Below are 16865 nucleotides of genomic sequence, written 5' to 3'. Positions count from 1 at the left end.
AGATGACCCTGCGTTCCGTCATCATCGGTACCGGTTCCGCCCTGCCGCCCCGCCGCGTTTCCAACGCCGAACTCGCCCAGGAAGTGGAAACGAGCGACGAGTGGATCGTCGAGCGCACGGGCATCCGCTTCCGCCACATCGCCGGCCCGGACGAGACCACCGGCACGCTGGCCGCCGAGGCCGCCAAGGCCGCGCTCGCCAAGGCAGGCACCACGGCGGCGGACATCGACCTGATCGTCCTCGCCACCGCGACGCCGGACCAGACCTTCCCGGCCACCGCCACCAAGGTGCAGGCGATGCTCGGCATCGACGACTGCGTGGCGTTCGACGTCGCCGCGGTCTGCTCGGGCTTCCTCTATGCGGTGCAGGTGGCCGATTCGATGCTGCGCGCCGGCGTCCACAAGCGGGCGCTGGTGATCGGCGCCGAGACGTTCAGCCGCATCCTCGACTGGGAAGACCGCGCGACCTGCGTGCTGTTCGGCGACGGGGCGGGCGCGATCGTGCTTGAGGCGCAGGACTCGTTGGACGAAGGCGGCCGCGGCATCCTCGCAACCAAATTGCACGCCGATGGCCGCTACAACGACCTGCTCTATGTCGATGGCGGCCCCTCGACCACCCAGACCGTGGGCAAGGTGCGGATGAAGGGCCGCGAGGTGTTCCGCCACGCCGTGGTGAACCTCGCCACGGTGATGGCCGAATCGCTCGCCATGGCCGGACTGGAAGCCAAGGATGTCGACTGGGTGGTGCCGCACCAGGCCAATGCCCGCATCCTCGATGCGACTGCGCGCAAGCTCGACCTGCCGGCGGAGAAGGTGATCATCACCGTCGACCAGCATGCCAACACTTCCGCCGCCTCGGTGCCGCTCGCGCTAGACACCGCAGTGCGGGACGGGCGTATCCAGCAAGGAGACTTGCTGGTATTGGAAGCAATGGGCGGTGGCTTCACCTGGGGCGCCGCGGTGGTGCGCTTCTGAAGCCTGCGCAAAAACGCAGATAATCGTTCCGGAACCATAATGTTCCCGTTTGCTGTGTCGAAACAATCTGATACGACGAACTGGACACAGACCAACTCAAGGGGGAGTTGCCGCATGACGGCCGCGGGCACGCTGACCAGAGCCGATCTCGCCGAATCGCTGCACCGCGAGGTTGGACTCTCGCGCGCCGACGCCGCGCGGCTGGTCGAGCAGATCCTCAGCCATATGTGCGAAGCGCTGGCCAAAGGCGAGAACGTCAAGATCTCGGGCTTCGGCAGCTTCATCCTGCGCGACAAGGGCGAGCGGGTGGGCCGCAACCCCAAGACCGGCGTCGAGGTGCCGATCGCGCCGCGCCGTGTCCTCACTTTCCGTGCAAGCCAGATGATGCGCGACCGCATCGTCTCGGCAGGGTAACAGGCAAGGCCATGCCGGGGGCCGAAAAGGCTGCTGGCGCCCTTCGGACGATCGGCGAGCTTGCCCAGGAGATCGGGCGGCCGCAGCACATCCTGCGCTATTGGGAAACGCGCTTTCCCCAGCTCCGCCCGCTCACCCGGGCCGGCAATCGCCGCTACTACCGGCCCGAGGACGTCGCGCTGGTGCGGCGCATCCACGACCTTCTCTCCAACCAGGGCTACACCATCCGCGGCGTGCAGAAGCTGCTCGCGGCGGAGAAGGGCAGCCGCGCCGCCCGCGCCGCGGCGGGGACGGCCGCACCCGGCGGCGAGGACAAGACCGGGCTGCAGGCACTCCGCGATTCGCTCGCCCAGGCGCTGGACGAGGACAGCTGAGCTAGTTGTAGTCCGGTCCCAGCGTGGGATCGAGGTCGCGCGGGCGGGTGAAGCGGAGCAGCGCGCCGGCGCCCGGCTTCACATCGGCCCAGCGATCCACCGCGAAGCGCATCTCGGCCAGGCTCGCGGTGGGGAACTTCACTTCGACCGAATCGCGCAGGCCATTCTCGCCGGCGAGCAGCAACACCAGTTCCTCGAGCCCGGGATTGTGCCCCGAGAACAGCACGCGATCGGCGCCGTCGGGCAGCTCGTGCACCAGATCGAGCAAGGTGCCCGCCGAGGCGAGATAGAGCCGCTGGTCCCAATGCGGCGCGAGATCGCTGCCATAGCCGGTGGCGACCTGCGCCAGCGTCTCGACCACGCGAACCGCGGGCGAGGCGAGGACGTGATCGAACTCGAGCCCCTCGGTCCGGAGATGGCGCCCCATCATCGCGGCGGCACGCTGGCCCTTGGGATTGAGCGGACGATCGAAATCGCGGGCGACCGGATCGTCCCAACCCGATTTGGCATGGCGGAGCAGCGTGAGCGTCTTCATGGAATCCCCGGTCAGGCGTTCGCGGGGGCCTCTTGCCCCAGCTTGGCGGCCAAGGAAAGCCGAACCCGCTCGACGGCCTGATCGAGCGTGACCCGGGAGACGCGCGTGCCCGGGGGAAAGCTGTCGAGCAGCCGCGACGGGCTGGCGGCGGAGAGCAGAACGAAGGTGCCGCGATCATCGGCCCGGCGAATCAGCCGGCCGAACGCCTGGGCGAGGCGGGCGCGAACGATGCGATCGTCATAGGCGGTGCCGCCGCCGGCCAGCCGCCGCGCGGCATGGAGCACGCTGGGCTTGGGCCAGGGCACGCCCTCCATCACCACCAGCCGCAGCGAATCGCCGGGCACGTCCACCCCGTCGCGCAATGCATCGGTGCCGAGCAGCGAGGCGCGCGGATCATCGCGGAAGATGTCGACCAGCGTGCCGGTGTCGATCGGGTCGACATGCTGGGCGAGCAAGGGCAGCCCCTCGCGCGCCAGCCGATCGGCAATGCGGGCATGGACCGCGCGCAGCCGGCGAATCGCCGTGAACAGCCCGAGCGTGCCGCCCTCCGCCGCGACGATCAGCCGGGCATAGGCATTGGCGAGCGCGGGCATGTCGCCGCGCTTCACATCGGTGACGATCAGCACTTCGGCCTGCTCGGCATAGTTGAACGGGCTGACCGCTTCGAAGCGCTGGGCCGGGCGCATCAGATGGACCGCGCCCGAGCGCGCCTCGGCCACGTCCCAATCGCCGCCGGCGCGCAGCGTTGCCGAGGTGACCAGCGCGCCATGTGCCTGTTTGAGCACGGTCTCGGCAAAGGGCTTGGAGGGATCGAGCCAATGGCGATGCAGCCCGACATCATATTCGCGCCCCTCGACCCGATCGACCGCCAGCCAGTCGACGAACGCAGAATCGGCCGGGCCGCCGATCCGGGCGATCAGCGCCAGCCAGGCGCCGACGGTATCGGCGCGCCAGCCGAGCGAGGCGACCGCGCCTTCGATGCGGGCGCGGGCAGGGCCGTCCATCCAGTCGGGCGCTTCGGTGAGCACCGCTTCCAGGCGGCGGCCGAGATGGACGAGCGGGCGGAGCAGGGCGTCGAGCGCCTCACCGGCAGGGCCGGCCGCCTCGACCAGAGCCGCATCGGGTTCGGCCAGCTCGGTCTCGAGCCCATAGCCGGCATCGGCGGCGCCATTGGTGTCGCGCGCATAGACCAGCCCGCGCACCGCGGCGAGGAGATGCTCGACCGGGCCGAAGGGCTCGCCTTCGTTCAGCCGCTGGAGCCAGCCGTCGCTGGGCAGCGCGCGCGCGGCATCGACCGCCTCGGCGATCGCCCGGCCGCCTTCCTCGTCATAGCTGGCGACATCGGACAGGCGCGCGGCCAGGCCCCGGCGCCGGCCGCGCGAGCCCGATTCGGGGCCCGTCACCCAGCGGCGGATCTCGATCGATTCCTGACCCGTCAGTGCGGCGGCGAACATCGCATCGGCGGCATCGAACAGATGATGCCCCTCGTCGAAGACATAGCGGGTGGGTCGGTTCGCGGTCTCACGCCCCCGCGCGGCATTGACCATCACCAGCGCATGATTGGCGATGACGATGTCCGCGTCGGCCGAGGCGCGGGCGGCGCGCTCGATGAAGCATTTCCGGTAATGCGGGCAGCCGGCATAGATGCACTCGCCGCGCCGATCGGTGAGCGCAGTCGAGCCGTTGCGGCGGAACAGGGTGGGGAGCCAGCCGGGCAGATCGCCGCCGACCATGTCGCCATCGGCAGTATAGGCGGCCCAGCGCGCGACCAGCTGAGCGAGGATCGCCGCGCGGCCCGCGAACCCGCCCTGGAGCGCATCCTCCAGATTGAGCAGGCAGACATAATTCTCGCGGCCCTTGCGGGTGACGATCTTCTTCCGGCGCGCTTCGGGATCGGGGACCAGCCGCTCGCCTTCGTGGCCGAGCTGACGTTGCAGCGCCTTGGTGAAGGTGGAGACCCAGACCGCGCCGCCGGCCTGCTCGGCCCAGAGCGAGGCGGGGGCGAGATAGCCCAAGGTCTTGCCGATGCCGGTACCCGCCTCGGCCAGCACCAGGTTGGGCGAATCGCGCATGTCGCGCGGGGCGAAGGCGCCGGCGGCGGCAGCGGCATAGTCGCGCTGGCCCTGGCGCTGCTCGGCACCGCTGCCGGTGAGCCGGGCAAGGCGATCGGCGACTTCCGAATCGGCGAGCGTAATGGTGCGCGGCGGCACGCGCGGCGGCTGCTCGCTCCATTCGGGCAGCTTCGAGAACAGCCAGCGCTCGGCACGCTCGGGCTTGGCGATCGCCTGGCTGACCGCCGGCGCCCAGGGCCAGCGCAGCCGGAACAGCGATTGCGCGGCGTGCCAGGCGCCTTCGCGCTCGGGCCAGTCGCCCGCGGGCAGGGCGAGCAGCTTCTCGGCGGCGCGGCGCAGGAAATCGGCGACCTCGGTATCGGTCGCCGGCGGCGCGAGGCTGGTGACGCGCGCCAGGCCCTTGGGCGTGGGCACCATGAAGCTGGCCGGGCGGAGAAAGGCGAACAGCTCGAGCAGATCGAGCCCCGAAAGCTCGGCATAGCCGAGCCGCTGGCCGATCAGCGGCGCGTTGAGCAGGATCACCGGGGTATCGGCGGCCAGCCGGATCGCCTCGCCGCGGCCGATCGCGCGCGTTTCCCCCTCCGGCGTGGCGAGCCAGACGCCGCCATGGCTGGCGTGGAGGGCGGGATAGGGCAGCATGTACGCCTTTCGTTCTAGCCGCGCTTGCCCGCCAAAGTGAAGGGAGTCGCGGCAAATCATTTCACTTTGATTTGAGGGCAATCCGGTTGGCGCCGCGGCGGCGGTTCGGCGAACAGCGTGCGGACGGCGGCGAGCATCACCCTGCGGTCGACGCGGTGGACCGTGCCGATGAAGCGGCCGCGATAGAAGCGCGGGACGGTCTCGCCGTTGGTCACATGCTCGATGACCCAGGCCAGCGCGCGCTCCCGCGCCTCGCGCTCGACCTGATCCCAGGCGGCGGCGAAGCTCTCGGCCCCCTTGCGCTTGCGCAGGGCATAGGCAGAGGTGACGCCCATCTCCGCCGCCCTGGCCGCACGCGCGACGAGGCCGGTGGTCGAAAGCGCGGCGAGGAAGATGCGCTGGCGCGCCGGCGTCCACCCGTCCTTGCGGTTGCGCGCCATCGGCACGGGGGTGAAATGCGGGAGGAGGATTTGCTGCGACTCGTCCATCGACGAGTCTATCCCAGACGAAATCCTACATTGGAAGGGGGAACCGCCAGCGCGCCGCCCACCGCTATTTGAGCGGGAGGTAGAGTTCGGCGAACACCTGCGCCACCTCGGGCGCCGGAGAAAAATGGCGCCGGCAATAGATGGGGAAGTCGCCCGCTTCCTCGCCGCTGGCCGGCAACCACTCGCGATAGAGATAGAGCGCGTCGGGCTCCATGTTGTGCGAGGCGCCGTTGACGCGCAGCACGGCGCAGCGCCCGGCGGGGATCATGCCGGCCTTCATCGCTTCGTCCGCGCCGAGCGGCCGATCGGTCCCCACGCAGAGATCCATGGCATAGTCGTCCGGGTTCGCGGGTTCCCGCTCGGAGCGGAAGACCGTGAAGGTCGGACTGGTCTCGGGCGACAGGCCGGCCGCCTTTCGCCAGGCGATGAAGCGCTGGATCGTATCGGGCAGCCCCGCACGGTCGCCGCGATGCTCGAGGATCGCCACCGGCGTGGCGGGGACTTCGCGGATGGTCACGTCGTCCGCGGTATAGGTTGTCTGCATGAGCTTGCTCCTGGCATTTTCGACTGGCCCGAAGGCCGCAAGCCACGGCTCCCAATCGGGAGACTTTCGGAAGGACGAAGGCGTTTGCCCGAACCTCTGGCGAAAGGCGCGGGCAAAGGCGTCGGGCGCGTCGTAGCCGGCATCCATCGCGATATCGGTGACGCTCTCCCCCGCACCCGAGACAAGCCGCTGCGAGGCGCGCTTCATGCGGGCGAGCTGGACATAGCGATGCACCGACAGGCCGAAGGTCGCCGCGAACTGCCGGTGGAAATGGAACTTGGAGAAGGCCGCGACGCGGCTCAACGTTTCCAGGTCCAGCGGCGCATCGAGGTTCTGGTCGATATGGTCCAGCACCCGCTGCATCCTGGCACGATAGTTCCGAAGCGCCGCCGTCATCATTCCTTCCTTGCGTGGCGGCATCAGCTAGCCGCGCGCGGGCAGGGCGCGCTCGACCGATCTTGCGCTTTTACGCGGCGGTGCGCTCGCGCAGCAGCGCCCGCGCCCGGGCGACATCCTTGACCCCCATCAGCTGGTAGAGCACGATCGGTCGGCGCTGGCCGCTCGGCTCGGGCGGGCCGAGCGCCTGGATGGTCAGCGTGCCCGAGCCGTCCGAATATTCGACCATGTCGACGCTGCCGATCGACTCCATCGGCACTTCGGATACGCTCCGGGTCTTGCCGTGCTGGAGGCGGATGAGCCGCCGGTCGGTGAAGGCGAAGACGGTGTTGTCCGCCGCCTTGCGCAGCGAGAAGGGCTTCCAGAGCGCGATCAGCCCGACGCCGAGAAAGGGCAGGCCGAACAGCGCGGCGACGATCCCCAGCCAGGTCATGCGCTCGGGCGCGCCGAGCAGCAGGGGGAGCAGGGTCAGCCCGGTCCACAGCAGCCCGAATCCGACAAAGGGTATCGCCACCAGCCAGATCGCGAATCCGGCGACGCGCATGCCCGAGCTGGGCTCGGCGGCCCAGCGCAGCGTCTCCCCCGGCAGCAATTCGGCGGCAAGCGCGGCGCGATTGCTCTGAGAGAGTCCCGCGGTGATATCGCTTTCCATCGTTCCCGCCCCCTCAAGAACTTGCAAAAACGCAGCCATTCGCGCACGCGCGACCGATCATGACAGACGACACCATCCTGCGCGCAGCGGCGCTCGAGTCCAAGGCCTGGCCGTACGAAGAAGCGCGCAAGCTGGTGAAACGCTATCCGGACGGCAAGCCCGACGGATCGCCGGTGCTGTTCGAGACCGGATACGGCCCCTCGGGCCTGCCGCATATCGGTACCTTCCAGGAAGTGCTGCGCACCACCATGGTGCGCCACGCCTATGAGGAGATGACCGGCCACAAGACGCGGCTGATCGCGTTCAGCGACGACATGGACGGGCTGCGCAAGGTGCCCGACAATGTGCCGAACCAGGCGCTGCTCGCCCAGCATCTCGGCAAGCCGCTGTCGCGCATCCCCGATCCGTTCGAGAAGTTCGAGAGCTTCGCCGCGCACAACAACGCGATGCTGCGCGAATTCCTCGATCGCTTCGGCTTCGAATATGAATTCGCCTCGTCGACCGACTATTATGGCTCGGGCCGCTTCGACGAGACGCTGCGCAAGGTGCTGCGCAATTACCAGGCGATCATGGACGTGATGCTGCCGACTCTCCGGGCGGAGCGTCAGGCGACCTATTCGCCGGTGCTGCCGGTGAGCCCGAAGAGCGGCATCGTCCTTCAGGTGCCGGTGGAAGTCGTCGACGCCGAGGCGGGGATCATCCGCTTCGAGGATGAGGGCGACGTGATCGAGCAGTCGATCTTCGGCGGCCAGGCCAAGCTCCAGTGGAAGCCCGACTGGGGCATGCGCTGGGCGGCTTTGGGCGTCGATTACGAGATGTACGGCAAGGACCTGATCGACAGCGGCGTGCAGAGCGGCAAGATCGCCCAGGTGCTTGGCGGGCGGAAGCCCGAGGGGCTGATCTACGAGCTGTTCCTCGACGCCAAGGGCGAGAAGATCTCCAAGTCCAAGGGCAATGGCCTCTCCATCGAGGAATGGCTGACCTATGGCCCCGACGAGAGCCTGGCCTTCTACATCTATCGCGAGCCCAAGAAGGCGAAGTCGCTGCACCTGGGGCTGATCCCGCGTGCGATCGAGGAATATTGGCAGTTCCGCGCCAATTACCCGACGCAGGAGATCGCGCAGAAGCTCGGCAATCCGGTCCACCATATCCATAACGGCAAGGTGCCGGCCGAGACGCTGCCGGTGACCTTCGGGCTGCTGCTCAACCTGGTCAGCCTGCCGGGCGTGGGCAATCGCGAGACGATCTGGGGCTTCCTGCGCCGCTATTCGCCCGACCTGTCGCCCGAATCGCATCCCGAGCTCGACCGGATGGTCGGCTATGCGATCCGCTATGCGAAGGACTTCGTCGAGCCGACCTTGCAACGCCGGGCGCCGAGCGAAGCCGAAGCGGGCGCGCTGCGCCAGCTCGACGCGCAGCTGGGCGAGCTGCCCGAGAACGCCTCGGCCGAGGATATCCAGAACATCGTCTATGAGATCGGCAAGACCGACGCGTTCGAGAATCTGCGCGACTGGTTCAAGGCGCTCTACGAGACGCTGCTCGGCAGCGAGCAGGGGCCGCGCATGGGCAGCTTCATCGCGCTCTACGGGATCGAGAACAGCCGCAAGCTGATCGCGGAAGCCCTCGCCAAGGCCGCCTAGGGCGCCTGCCAGCGTAGCGTGACGGTGGCGGCGTTGCCGGGCTGGCGCGTCGCGGTGACGCCGGCCGCCTCGAGCTTCTCGACCACGGCTTCCGCGCCGCGGCCGGTCACTGCGATCGGCAGGTCGAGGCGCCGGGCCGCCCAGATCGCGGTATCGAGATCGTCGGCGCCGGGAAGCGCGCCCGCAGGCGGGACCAGGTGGACCGTCCAGTCCGGATCGATCGCGGCAGCGCGCTGCTCGAGCGCGCGGTAGCTGGCGAGCGTGGCGCCGGGGAGCGGCGCGGCGCGGACCTGGGCATGGCGAGTGACGGGATCGAGCGCGAGCTGATCCTCCGCCACGCCGGCGAGCAGCGCCAAGCGGCCGCGCAGATCCTTGTCAGGCTGCTTGTCCTCCGCCGGCTGGGCGGCCGCGGCGAGCTGCGCCGTTTCGCTGGCGCCCTGCTCGCCGCCGACCTGGACCTGATCGACATGGACATCGACCGGATGGCCGAACGCGGTGGCGAGCGCGACGGCAAGCTGCGCATCGGCCTGGGCACGGAAATCGGGGGTGAAGACCACGGCGCGCACCCGCTCGGGCCGGCGCTGGAAATCGATGTCGAGCTGGCTGATCCGGGCCTCGCGCGGGAAGCTCGCGCGGATCGCACCCTGGATCTGGCGCTGCGCGACCGCCTCCCAGGCGATCTGCTTGAGCGCGAAGCCCAGCGGCACCGCGAGCGCAGCCATGCCGGCGAGGATCAGCACGCCCTGCAGCCGGGTCTGCGCCGGCGAGAGATGGCTGCCAAAGCCGTAGAGCCGCGCCGTCACCGCGGCCGTGAGCGCGATCGTCACCATGTTGGTGAGGAACAGGAGCAGCGCCCCGCCGGCGACAGTGGCATTCCAGGTGGCGACGCCGAAGCCGACCGTGGCAAGCGGCGGCATCAGCGCAATCGCGATGGCGACGCCGACCACCGTCTCGCCCCGGCCGCGGATCAGCGCATAGGCACCGGCGAGCGCCGAGAGCAGCGCGACGAGCAGATCGAACAGATTGGGCTTGGTGCGCGCAGCAATCTCGGCCGTCACCGTCTGCACCGGCGACAGCGCGACGAAGCCGGCGGTGAGCAGCACCGCGATCCCCGCGCCGATCGCGAGCGCGATGCCGGCACGGCGGATCTCGGCAAGGTCGAAGGTGGCGATGCCGAAGCCGAGGCCGATGATCGGCCCCATCAGCGGCGAGATCAGCATCGCGCCGATCAACACTGCCGGCGAGGAGAGCAGCAATCCCAGGATCGCGATCAGGCCCGAGATGACGACGAGGAAGCCGTAGCGCCCGCTGAACCCGGAATCACCCTGCACCCGCGCGAGCACCGCGCCATGATCCACCGAACCGACCACGACCCGGTTCCACCAGCGCCAGGGCGTCGCGCGCCCGTGCGGCATAGCCTTGCTGTCCATTTGCGTCCGGTAAGGGCTTTGCACCGCAACATCCACCCCATAGAGATCAGGCATGACCGCGCCCGATCCAACCCCGCAGCCCCATCTGAAGATCCGGCTGCGCGCGTTCCTGGAGAGCGAGGCCGCCGGCGGAATCCTGCTGATGCTCGCTTCGGCGCTGGCGCTGATCGTCGCCAATTCACCGCTCGCCACCGACTATTTCCACCTGCTCCACGTGGAACTGGGACCGCTCAGCCTCCATGGCTGGATCAACGATGCGCTGATGGCGGTCTTCTTCCTGCTCGTCGGGCTGGAGATCAAGGCAGAGGTGACCGAGGGCCAGCTCGCCAGCTGGTCGCAGCGCCGGCTGCCGGTGATCGCGGCGGCGAGCGGCATGGCCGTGCCCGCCCTGGTCTATCTCGCCATCGCCGGCACCACGCCGGGGCTGAGCCGCGGCTGGGCGATCCCGGCGGCGACCGACATCGCCTTTGCGATGGGGCTGCTCGGCCTGCTCGGCAAGCGGGCACCGGCGTCGCTCAAGCTGCTGCTCACCACCATCGCGATCGTCGACGATATGGGCGCGGTGCTTATCATCGCCGTCGCCTATACCGCCAAGCTCAACCTGATGGCGCTGCTCGGTGCCGGCATCGCGCTGGTCTGCATGTATGCGCTGGGCCGGGCCGGGGTGAAGCGGCTGGCGCCCTATCTGGTGCTGGGCGTGCTGCTGTGGCTCGCCGTCTATGCATCGGGCGTGCATGCGACCATCGCCGGCGTGGCGACCGCGATGATGATCCCGCGCGCCGCTGCCCACCGGCTCGAACATGCGCTCAACCCCTGGGTCGCCTTCGGCATCGTGCCGCTGTTCGGCTTCGCCAATGCCGGCGTGTCGCTGGCCGGGATGGGTCCGGAAATACTGCTCGCCCCGCTGCCGCTCGGCGTGGCGCTCGGCCTGTTCCTCGGCAAGCAGATCGGCGTGTTTGGCAGCATCTGGCTGGCAGTGAAGACCGGGATCGCGCCCCGGCCGCGCGCGCGCTGGCGCCAGATCTATGGCATGGCGCTGCTCGCCGGGATCGGCTTCACGATGAGCCTGTTCATCGGCGGCCTCGCCTTTCCGGGCGACGCGACGCTGGGCGACGAAGTGAAGATCGGCGTGCTCGCCGGATCGATCCTGTCGGCGCTGGCCGGTTACCTGCTGCTGCGCTCGACCAGCACCGCGACCACCAGCACCGCGAACCCGCCGAGCGATAGCAACGCGCCGACCCAGCCGGTCGACGTCCAGCCATAGCCCGCCGCGATCGCGAGGCCACCCAGCCAGGGGCCGAGCGCGTTGGCGGTGTTGAACGCCGAATGGTTGAGCGAAGCCGCGAGCCCCTGCGCCTCGCCGGCAACGTCCATCAGCCGGGTCTGCAGCACGGCGCCGAGCGCGCCGAGGAAGCCGATCGCGAAGATATCGAGCGCGATGCTCCACAGCGCGTGCGCCGCGAGCGAATAGAAGGCGAGCGCGACGGCGCTGCCGAGCAGCAACACCGCGGCAGTGGGCATCAGCGCGCGATCGGCGAATTTGGGCACGATGATGCTGCCCAGCGTCGCGCCCATGCCGAACACCGCCAGCACCAGAGGGATCATGCTCGCCGGTGCCCGGGTCACTTCGAGCATGGTCGAGGCGACATAGGTATAGACGCAGAACATGCCGCCAAAGCCGATCGCGCTGATCCCGAGCGTGAGCCACACCTGGCCATTGGCGAGCGCGCCGAGTTCCTTGAGCGGGCTGGCATGTTTGGGCGCGGGATCGCGCGGAGCCAGCGCCGCGACCAGCGCCACCGTCGCCAGCGCGAGCACACCGACGACGACGAAGCCCCAACGCCAGCCCACCGCCTGGCCCAGCCAGTTGGCGAGAGGCACGCCGAGGATCGTCGCCACGGTGAGCCCGAGCATCATCCGCCCGACCGCCTGGGAGCGCTTGTTGACCGGCACCAGCGAGGCGGCGACCAGCGCGGCGATGCCGAAATAGGCGCCGTGCGGCAGGCCCGAGAGGAAACGGAACAGCAGCAGCCAGTGATAGTTGGGCGCGGCCGCGCTCAGCGTGTTGAACAGCGCGAAGGCGCCCATCAACAGGATCAGCAGCAGCCGGCGCGACAGCCTGGCGCCTGCGACGGCGATCAGCGGCGCGCCGACCACAACGCCGAGCGCATAGGCGCTGATGACATGGCCGGCGGTGGGCGCATCGATCCCGAGCCCCTGCGCCATATAGGGCACCAGGCTCATCGTCGCGAATTCGGTGGTGCCGATCGCGAACCCGCCCATCGCCAGGGCGAAATGAACGAGGCCGACATTGTGCGAATGGGTGGGTGCGGGGGCGTGCATCAGCCAATCCCTTGGCCATGCTGCAACGCAGCGTCAACGCCTGCTCGGCGCAACCGACGCATGCAGGAAATGCATGCGGGGCCGTGTTGCTGCCCAAATCGGCGAACAGGACCAGTGCGAGGGAGTTTTCGCATGCGCCTGCTCACGCTTTTCCTGGCTCTGGTCCTCGCCGTTCCCGCACTTGCCGCCGATGCTGCGGGAAACTGGGCGGTGCGCTCGCATGGCCGCGTGGTGATGCTGTTGAAGCTGGAACAGGCGTCCGGCGAGTGGCGCGGCACGCTTTCCTCGCCCGAGCATTTCACGGTGGACGGGAATCTGACGGTCTTTACCGACTTGCGCGGTGTGAAATCGGCGCCGCTGCGCGAGATCCGGCAGGATCCCGACGGGGCGCTGACCTTCGCCACCGGCAAGGACGACCAGATGCGCTTTCGCCTGCTTGCGGACGGCACGGCGCGGCTGCGCTGGTTGCCGTTCGAAGCCGAGTTCGTGCTGGACCGTGCCGAACCGGACGAACGGCTGATCCGCTTCGATCCCCAGGCCAGCTATCCGCTCGATCGCCACTGGACGACCAATGCCGAGATGACCGCGCTGTTCGATGCCGACCAGAAGGCGCGCGAGGATTGGGATCATGCCGATCATGCCCGGATCGAGGCCGAGGATCGGAAGCGGCGGGCACGGGCGCGGGAATTGCTCGATGTCGGAGCACTCGAAAGCGGAGCGGACTATTATCACGCCGCCTTCCTGTTCCAGCATGGCGATACGCCGGACGATTATCTGCTGGCGCACGCACTGGCGCTGGCGGCAGGCACGCGCGGCTATCCGGCCGGCTGGATCGCAGCGGCGACGCTCGATCGCTATCTCCAGACGAGCGGGCAGCCGCAGATCTTCGGCACGCAATATCAGGCGCGGCAGGGGAAAACGACGCAGCAGCCCTTCGCCCCGGCACTGATTCCCGACAGCCTGCGCAAGGCGCTGAACGTGCCGGTAATCGGCACTGCGCCGCCGCGCTGACTTGCCGACCACGGCCGAGCAGCTGCGAAAAATGCAGGTGCGCCGTGCGCCAGATCAGCGCAAAGGCTGTGGCGGACCATGACCAGAACCGGCGGCTATTCCCGCGCCACCCCAGAATATCGGCGCCTGACCCTCGCGATGCTGTTCGCGGGCTTTGCCAGCTTCTCGCTGCTCTATTCGCTGCAGCCGCTGCTGCCGCTGTTCGCGCAGGAATTCCGGCTGAGCGCAGCGGAATCGAGCCTGGCCGTGTCGATCGCAACCGGCCCCCTGGCGGTGATGATCCTGTTTGCCGGGCCGCTATCCGACCGGTTCGGCCGGCGTCCGCTGATGGTCTGCGCGATGTTCGCCGCCGCGATGCTGACGCTGGGAACGGCGCTGGTGCCCGGCTGGCACGGCCTGCTGGCGCTGCGGCTGCTCACCGGCATGGCGCTGGCCGGGGTGCCGGCGGTGGCGATGGCCTATATCAGCGAGGAGATCGAGCCCCTGTCGGTGGGACCGGCGATGGGGCTCTACATCGCCGGCAATGCCTTTGGCGGGATGGTCGGGCGGCTCGGCATCGCGGTGATCACCGATTTTGCCGGCTGGCGCTGGGCATTGGTGGCGGTGGGACTGGTCGCGCTGGGCATGGCGGAAGGCTTTCGCCGGCTGGCGCCGCCGTCGCGCCGCTTCACGCCGCAGGAGATCCGGCCCGGCGCCGTGCTCGCGAGCGCGCGCGGGCTGCTTGGCGACCCGGCGCTGCGGCTGCTCTATGGCGAGGCGTTCGTGCTGATGGGCGTGTTCGTCACGCTCTACAACTATGCCGGCTTCCGGCTGATGGCGCCGCCCTTCTCGCTGAGCCATGCCGCGATCGGCGCGGTGTTCCTGCTCTATGTGCTGGGATCGGCGAGCTCGGCACGCTTCGGGCTGCTGGCCGAGCGGCACGGGCGGCGGCGGATCTTCCATATCCCGATCCTGCTGCTGCTCGGCGGGCTGGCGCTGACCGCGGCATCGTCGCTGGTCGCGATGATCGGCGGCATCGCCGTGGCGACGATCGGCTTTTTCGGCGCGCACTCGATCGCCTCGAGCTGGGTGGGGCGGCGCGCGCTGGTGAGCCGCGGCCAGGCGGCGGCCTTCTACCTGTTCTTCTATTATCTGGGATCGAGCGTGCTGGGATCGGTGGGCGGCATGGCGTGGAGCGGCGGCGGCTGGACCGGCGTGGTGGCCTATACCGCGCTGCTCACGCTGGCGGCGCTGGTCCTGGCCTGGCGGCTGGTCCGCATCCCGCCGCTGCCGATACCCGAAGTGCCGGTGCCGCCGCTGCCGGCGGATTGAGCGGCGCCAAAGAAAAGGGGCGCCCCCGCAGGAGCGCCCCTCTTTTGCTTTCGGCGAAGCGACTCAGAGCTTGCTGGTCAGCTCCGGCACGATCTTGAACAGATCGCCGACCAGGCCGATGTCCGCGACCTGGAAGATCGGAGCGTCTTCGTCCTTGTTGATCGCGATGATCGTCTTGGAGTCCTTCATGCCGGCAAGGTGCTGGATCGCACCCGAGATGCCGATCGCGACATAGACCTCGGGGGCGACGATCTTGCCGGTCTGGCCGACCTGATAATCGTTCGGGGCATAGCCCGCGTCGACGGCGGCGCGCGAGGCGCCGACGGCGGCGCCGAGCTTGTCCGCCAGCGGATCGATCTGCGCGTGGAACTCCTCGGCCGAGCCGAGCGCGCGGCCGCCCGAGACGATCACCTTGGCGCTGGTCAGCTCCGGACGCTCGGACTTGGCGATCTCCGCGCCGGCGAAGCCCGACAGGCCCTTGTCGCCTTCGCTCGCAACTGCCTCGACCGTACCCGAACCGCCGGTGGCGGCTGCCTTGGCGAAAGCAGTGCCGCGCACGGTGATCACCAGCTTCTTGTCGCTGGTCTGCACGGTGGCGATCGCGTTGCCGGCATAGATCGGGCGGGTGAAGGTATCGGCACCCTCGACCGAGAGGATGTCCGAGATCTGCATCACGTCGAGCGCGGCGGCGACGCGCGGCGCGATGTTCTTGCCGGTGGTGGTCGCCGGGAACAGGACCGCGTCGTGCGAGCCCATCAGCGACACGATCAGCGGCGCGACGTTCTCCGCGAGGAAATGCTCATAGGCCGCGTCGTCGGCGACATGGACCTTGCCCACGCCGGTGATCGCCGCTGCCGCCTGGGCGACGCCGTCGACGCCCTTGCCGGCGACGAGGAGATGGACTTCGCCGAGCTTCGCCGCGGCGGTGACCGCCGAGAGGGTGGCGTCCTTGAGCGCCGCATTGTCGTGTTCGACCCAAACCAGAGTCTTCATATCTTCTATCCTCAATCCGTTCGGGCTGAGCTTGTCGAAGCCCGATTGAGTCACATTCGCCCTTCGACAAGCTCAGGGCGAACGGGGTTACTTGGTGACGCCGAGACCCTTGAGCTTCTCAACCAGCTCGTCGACCGAGCCCACCTTGACGCCGGCCGTGCGCTTCGCCGGCTCGACCACCTTGAGCGTCTTGAGACGCGGGGTGACGTCGACGTCGTAGTCCGCGACGGTCTTCTTCGCGACCGGCTTCGACTTGGCCTTCATGATGTTCGGCAGCGTGGCATAGCGCGGCTCGTTGAGGCGGAGATCGGTGGTGACAATCGCCGGCAGCTTGAGGTCCACGGTCTCGAGGCCGCCATCGACTTCGCGCGTGACCAGCACGCCCTTGCCGCCCAGCTCGACCTTCGAGGCGAAGGTGCCCTGCGGCCAGCCGAGCAGCGCGCCCAGCATCTGGCCGGTCTGGTTGCTGTCGTCGTCGATCGCCTGCTTGCCGAGGATGATCAGCCCGGGCTGCTCTTCTTCGGCGACCTTGGCGAGGAGCTTGGCGACCGCCAGCGGCTCGATCTCGTCATCGGTCTGGATCAGGATGCCGCGATCGGCGCCCATCGCGCGCGCGGTGAGCAGCACGTCGGTCTCCGCCTTGGCGACGCCGATCGTGACGACGACGACCTCGGTCGCGGCGCCCTTTTCCTTCAGGCGCACGGCTTCCTCGATCGCGATCTCGTCGAACGGGTTCATGCTCATCTTGACGTTCGCCAGATCGACGCCCGTCCCGTCCGCCTTCACGCGGGGCTTCACATTATAGTCAAGCACGCGCTTGACCGGCACCAGCACCTTCATCGAAAATCCTCTCCGTCGCTGGAAAGTCGGCAATGCCAATCGCTAATGCCGAAGAATCGGGTCAAGTCCAGCCTCAAAGCGCGTTCAGCATACCCGAACCTCGAAAAAGTGGCCCGAACCGCCCGATTACGGAGACGGCACGACTTCACCGCACATTCGGGAGCGCTCCGGCCGGCAGGCGATCTCCCGATGCGAAAAGGGCAGAGGAA

The 16865-nt window shown here is 68.6% G+C and carries 16 protein-coding genes; 7 read left to right on the top strand and 9 right to left on the bottom strand.

The genetic code is table 11. The annotated features are described in order from the left end of the window. Window positions 1–2 precede the first annotated feature (2 nt). From P6144_RS08435 to P6144_RS08425, 3 genes are read left to right on the top strand one after another with little or no spacing between them, the layout of a single operon-like run. Window positions 3–974, top strand: coding sequence for a beta-ketoacyl-ACP synthase III (locus P6144_RS08435; RefSeq protein ID WP_277767291.1), 972 nt, complete (start codon window positions 3–5; stop codon window positions 972–974). Window positions 975–1013: 39 nt separating this feature from the next. Next, the gene (locus P6144_RS08430) at window positions 1014–1388 is read left to right on the top strand and encodes an integration host factor subunit alpha (protein ID WP_277767290.1); all 375 of its coding nucleotides are present in this window, start codon (window positions 1014–1016) and stop codon (window positions 1386–1388) included. Window positions 1389–1399: 11 nt separating this feature from the next. Next, window positions 1400–1762 (top strand): MerR family transcriptional regulator, encoded by a 363-nt coding sequence (locus P6144_RS08425; RefSeq protein ID WP_277767289.1) that lies wholly within the window; start codon window positions 1400–1402, stop codon window positions 1760–1762. A gap of 1 nt (window position 1763) precedes the next feature. Here the strand turns inward: P6144_RS08425 and P6144_RS08420 are convergent, their stop codons facing one another. The 5 genes from P6144_RS08420 to P6144_RS08400 all read right to left on the bottom strand — a co-directional run bounded on the left by P6144_RS08420 (window position 1764) and on the right by P6144_RS08400 (window position 7088). Then, entirely contained in the window at window positions 1764–2297 is a 534-nt protein-coding gene (locus tag P6144_RS08420; protein ID WP_277767288.1) for a histidine phosphatase family protein, read from the bottom strand. A gap of 11 nt (window positions 2298–2308) precedes the next feature. Continuing rightward, window positions 2309–5008 (bottom strand): ATP-dependent DNA helicase, encoded by a 2700-nt coding sequence (locus P6144_RS08415; RefSeq protein ID WP_277767287.1) that lies wholly within the window; start codon window positions 5006–5008, stop codon window positions 2309–2311. A 56-nt stretch (window positions 5009–5064) separates the two neighbouring features. Beyond that, a complete protein-coding gene (locus P6144_RS08410) occupies window positions 5065–5496 on the bottom strand; it encodes a hypothetical protein (protein ID WP_277767286.1) in 432 nt (143 codons plus the stop codon). A 64-nt stretch (window positions 5497–5560) separates the two neighbouring features. After that, the gene (locus P6144_RS08405) at window positions 5561–6403 is read right to left on the bottom strand and encodes an AraC family transcriptional regulator (RefSeq protein ID WP_277767285.1); all 843 of its coding nucleotides are present in this window, start codon (window positions 6401–6403) and stop codon (window positions 5561–5563) included. Between the two features lie 103 nt (window positions 6404–6506). Next, window positions 6507–7088 carry a hypothetical protein gene (locus tag P6144_RS08400; RefSeq protein WP_277767284.1) on the bottom strand — a complete coding sequence of 194 codons (582 nt, stop codon included), beginning with the start codon at window positions 7086–7088 and terminating at the stop codon, window positions 6507–6509. 59 nt (window positions 7089–7147) lie between these two features. Here P6144_RS08400 and P6144_RS08395 point away from each other — a divergent pair, with 59 nt between their 5' ends. Further along, on the top strand, window positions 7148–8728 hold the full coding sequence (locus P6144_RS08395; protein WP_277767283.1) for a lysine--tRNA ligase: 1581 nt from the start codon (window positions 7148–7150) through the stop codon (window positions 8726–8728). On the opposite strand, the gene P6144_RS08390 is transcribed toward P6144_RS08395, so the two are convergent. Then, a complete protein-coding gene (locus P6144_RS08390; protein WP_277767282.1) occupies window positions 8725–10158 on the bottom strand; it encodes a DUF389 domain-containing protein in 1434 nt (477 codons plus the stop codon). The two genes, P6144_RS08395 and P6144_RS08390, sit on opposite strands and share 4 nt — an antisense overlap. A 52-nt stretch (window positions 10159–10210) precedes the next feature. Between P6144_RS08390 and nhaA the strand changes: the two genes are divergently transcribed. Next, entirely contained in the window at window positions 10211–11422 is a 1212-nt protein-coding gene (gene nhaA / locus P6144_RS08385; protein WP_277767281.1) for a Na+/H+ antiporter NhaA, read from the top strand. Here the strand turns inward: nhaA and P6144_RS08380 are convergent. Then, window positions 11323–12501 carry an MFS transporter gene (locus P6144_RS08380; protein ID WP_277767280.1) on the bottom strand — a complete coding sequence of 393 codons (1179 nt, stop codon included), beginning with the start codon at window positions 12499–12501 and terminating at the stop codon, window positions 11323–11325. The genes nhaA and P6144_RS08380 overlap by 100 nt on opposite strands. A gap of 132 nt (window positions 12502–12633) precedes the next feature. Between P6144_RS08380 and P6144_RS08375 the strand changes: the two genes are divergently transcribed. Together P6144_RS08375 and P6144_RS08370 are read left to right on the top strand one after the other, a co-directional pair. After that, the gene (locus tag P6144_RS08375) at window positions 12634–13512 is read left to right on the top strand and encodes a hypothetical protein (RefSeq protein ID WP_277767279.1); all 879 of its coding nucleotides are present in this window, start codon (window positions 12634–12636) and stop codon (window positions 13510–13512) included. Window positions 13513–13590: 78 nt separating this feature from the next. Continuing rightward, window positions 13591–14823 (top strand): MFS transporter, encoded by a 1233-nt coding sequence (locus tag P6144_RS08370; RefSeq protein ID WP_277767278.1) that lies wholly within the window; start codon window positions 13591–13593, stop codon window positions 14821–14823. Between the two features lie 63 nt (window positions 14824–14886). Here the strand turns inward: P6144_RS08370 and P6144_RS08365 are convergent, their stop codons facing one another. Together P6144_RS08365 and P6144_RS08360 are read right to left on the bottom strand one after the other, a co-directional pair. Then, window positions 14887–15816: an electron transfer flavoprotein subunit alpha/FixB family protein gene (locus tag P6144_RS08365; protein WP_277767277.1), complete on the bottom strand. Its 930-nt coding sequence runs from the start codon at window positions 15814–15816 to the stop codon at window positions 14887–14889. Window positions 15817–15903: 87 nt separating this feature from the next. Further along, the gene (locus P6144_RS08360) at window positions 15904–16656 is read right to left on the bottom strand and encodes an electron transfer flavoprotein subunit beta/FixA family protein (RefSeq protein ID WP_277767276.1); all 753 of its coding nucleotides are present in this window, start codon (window positions 16654–16656) and stop codon (window positions 15904–15906) included. Window positions 16657–16865 lie beyond the last annotated feature (209 nt).

It is taken from the genome of Sphingomonas sp. HITSZ_GF (assembly GCF_029543155.1).
Lineage (GTDB): Bacteria > Pseudomonadota > Alphaproteobacteria > Sphingomonadales > Sphingomonadaceae > Sphingomonas.
Note: the sequence above shows the minus strand (reverse complement) of the source record. Positions and strands in the feature narration are given on the sequence as shown.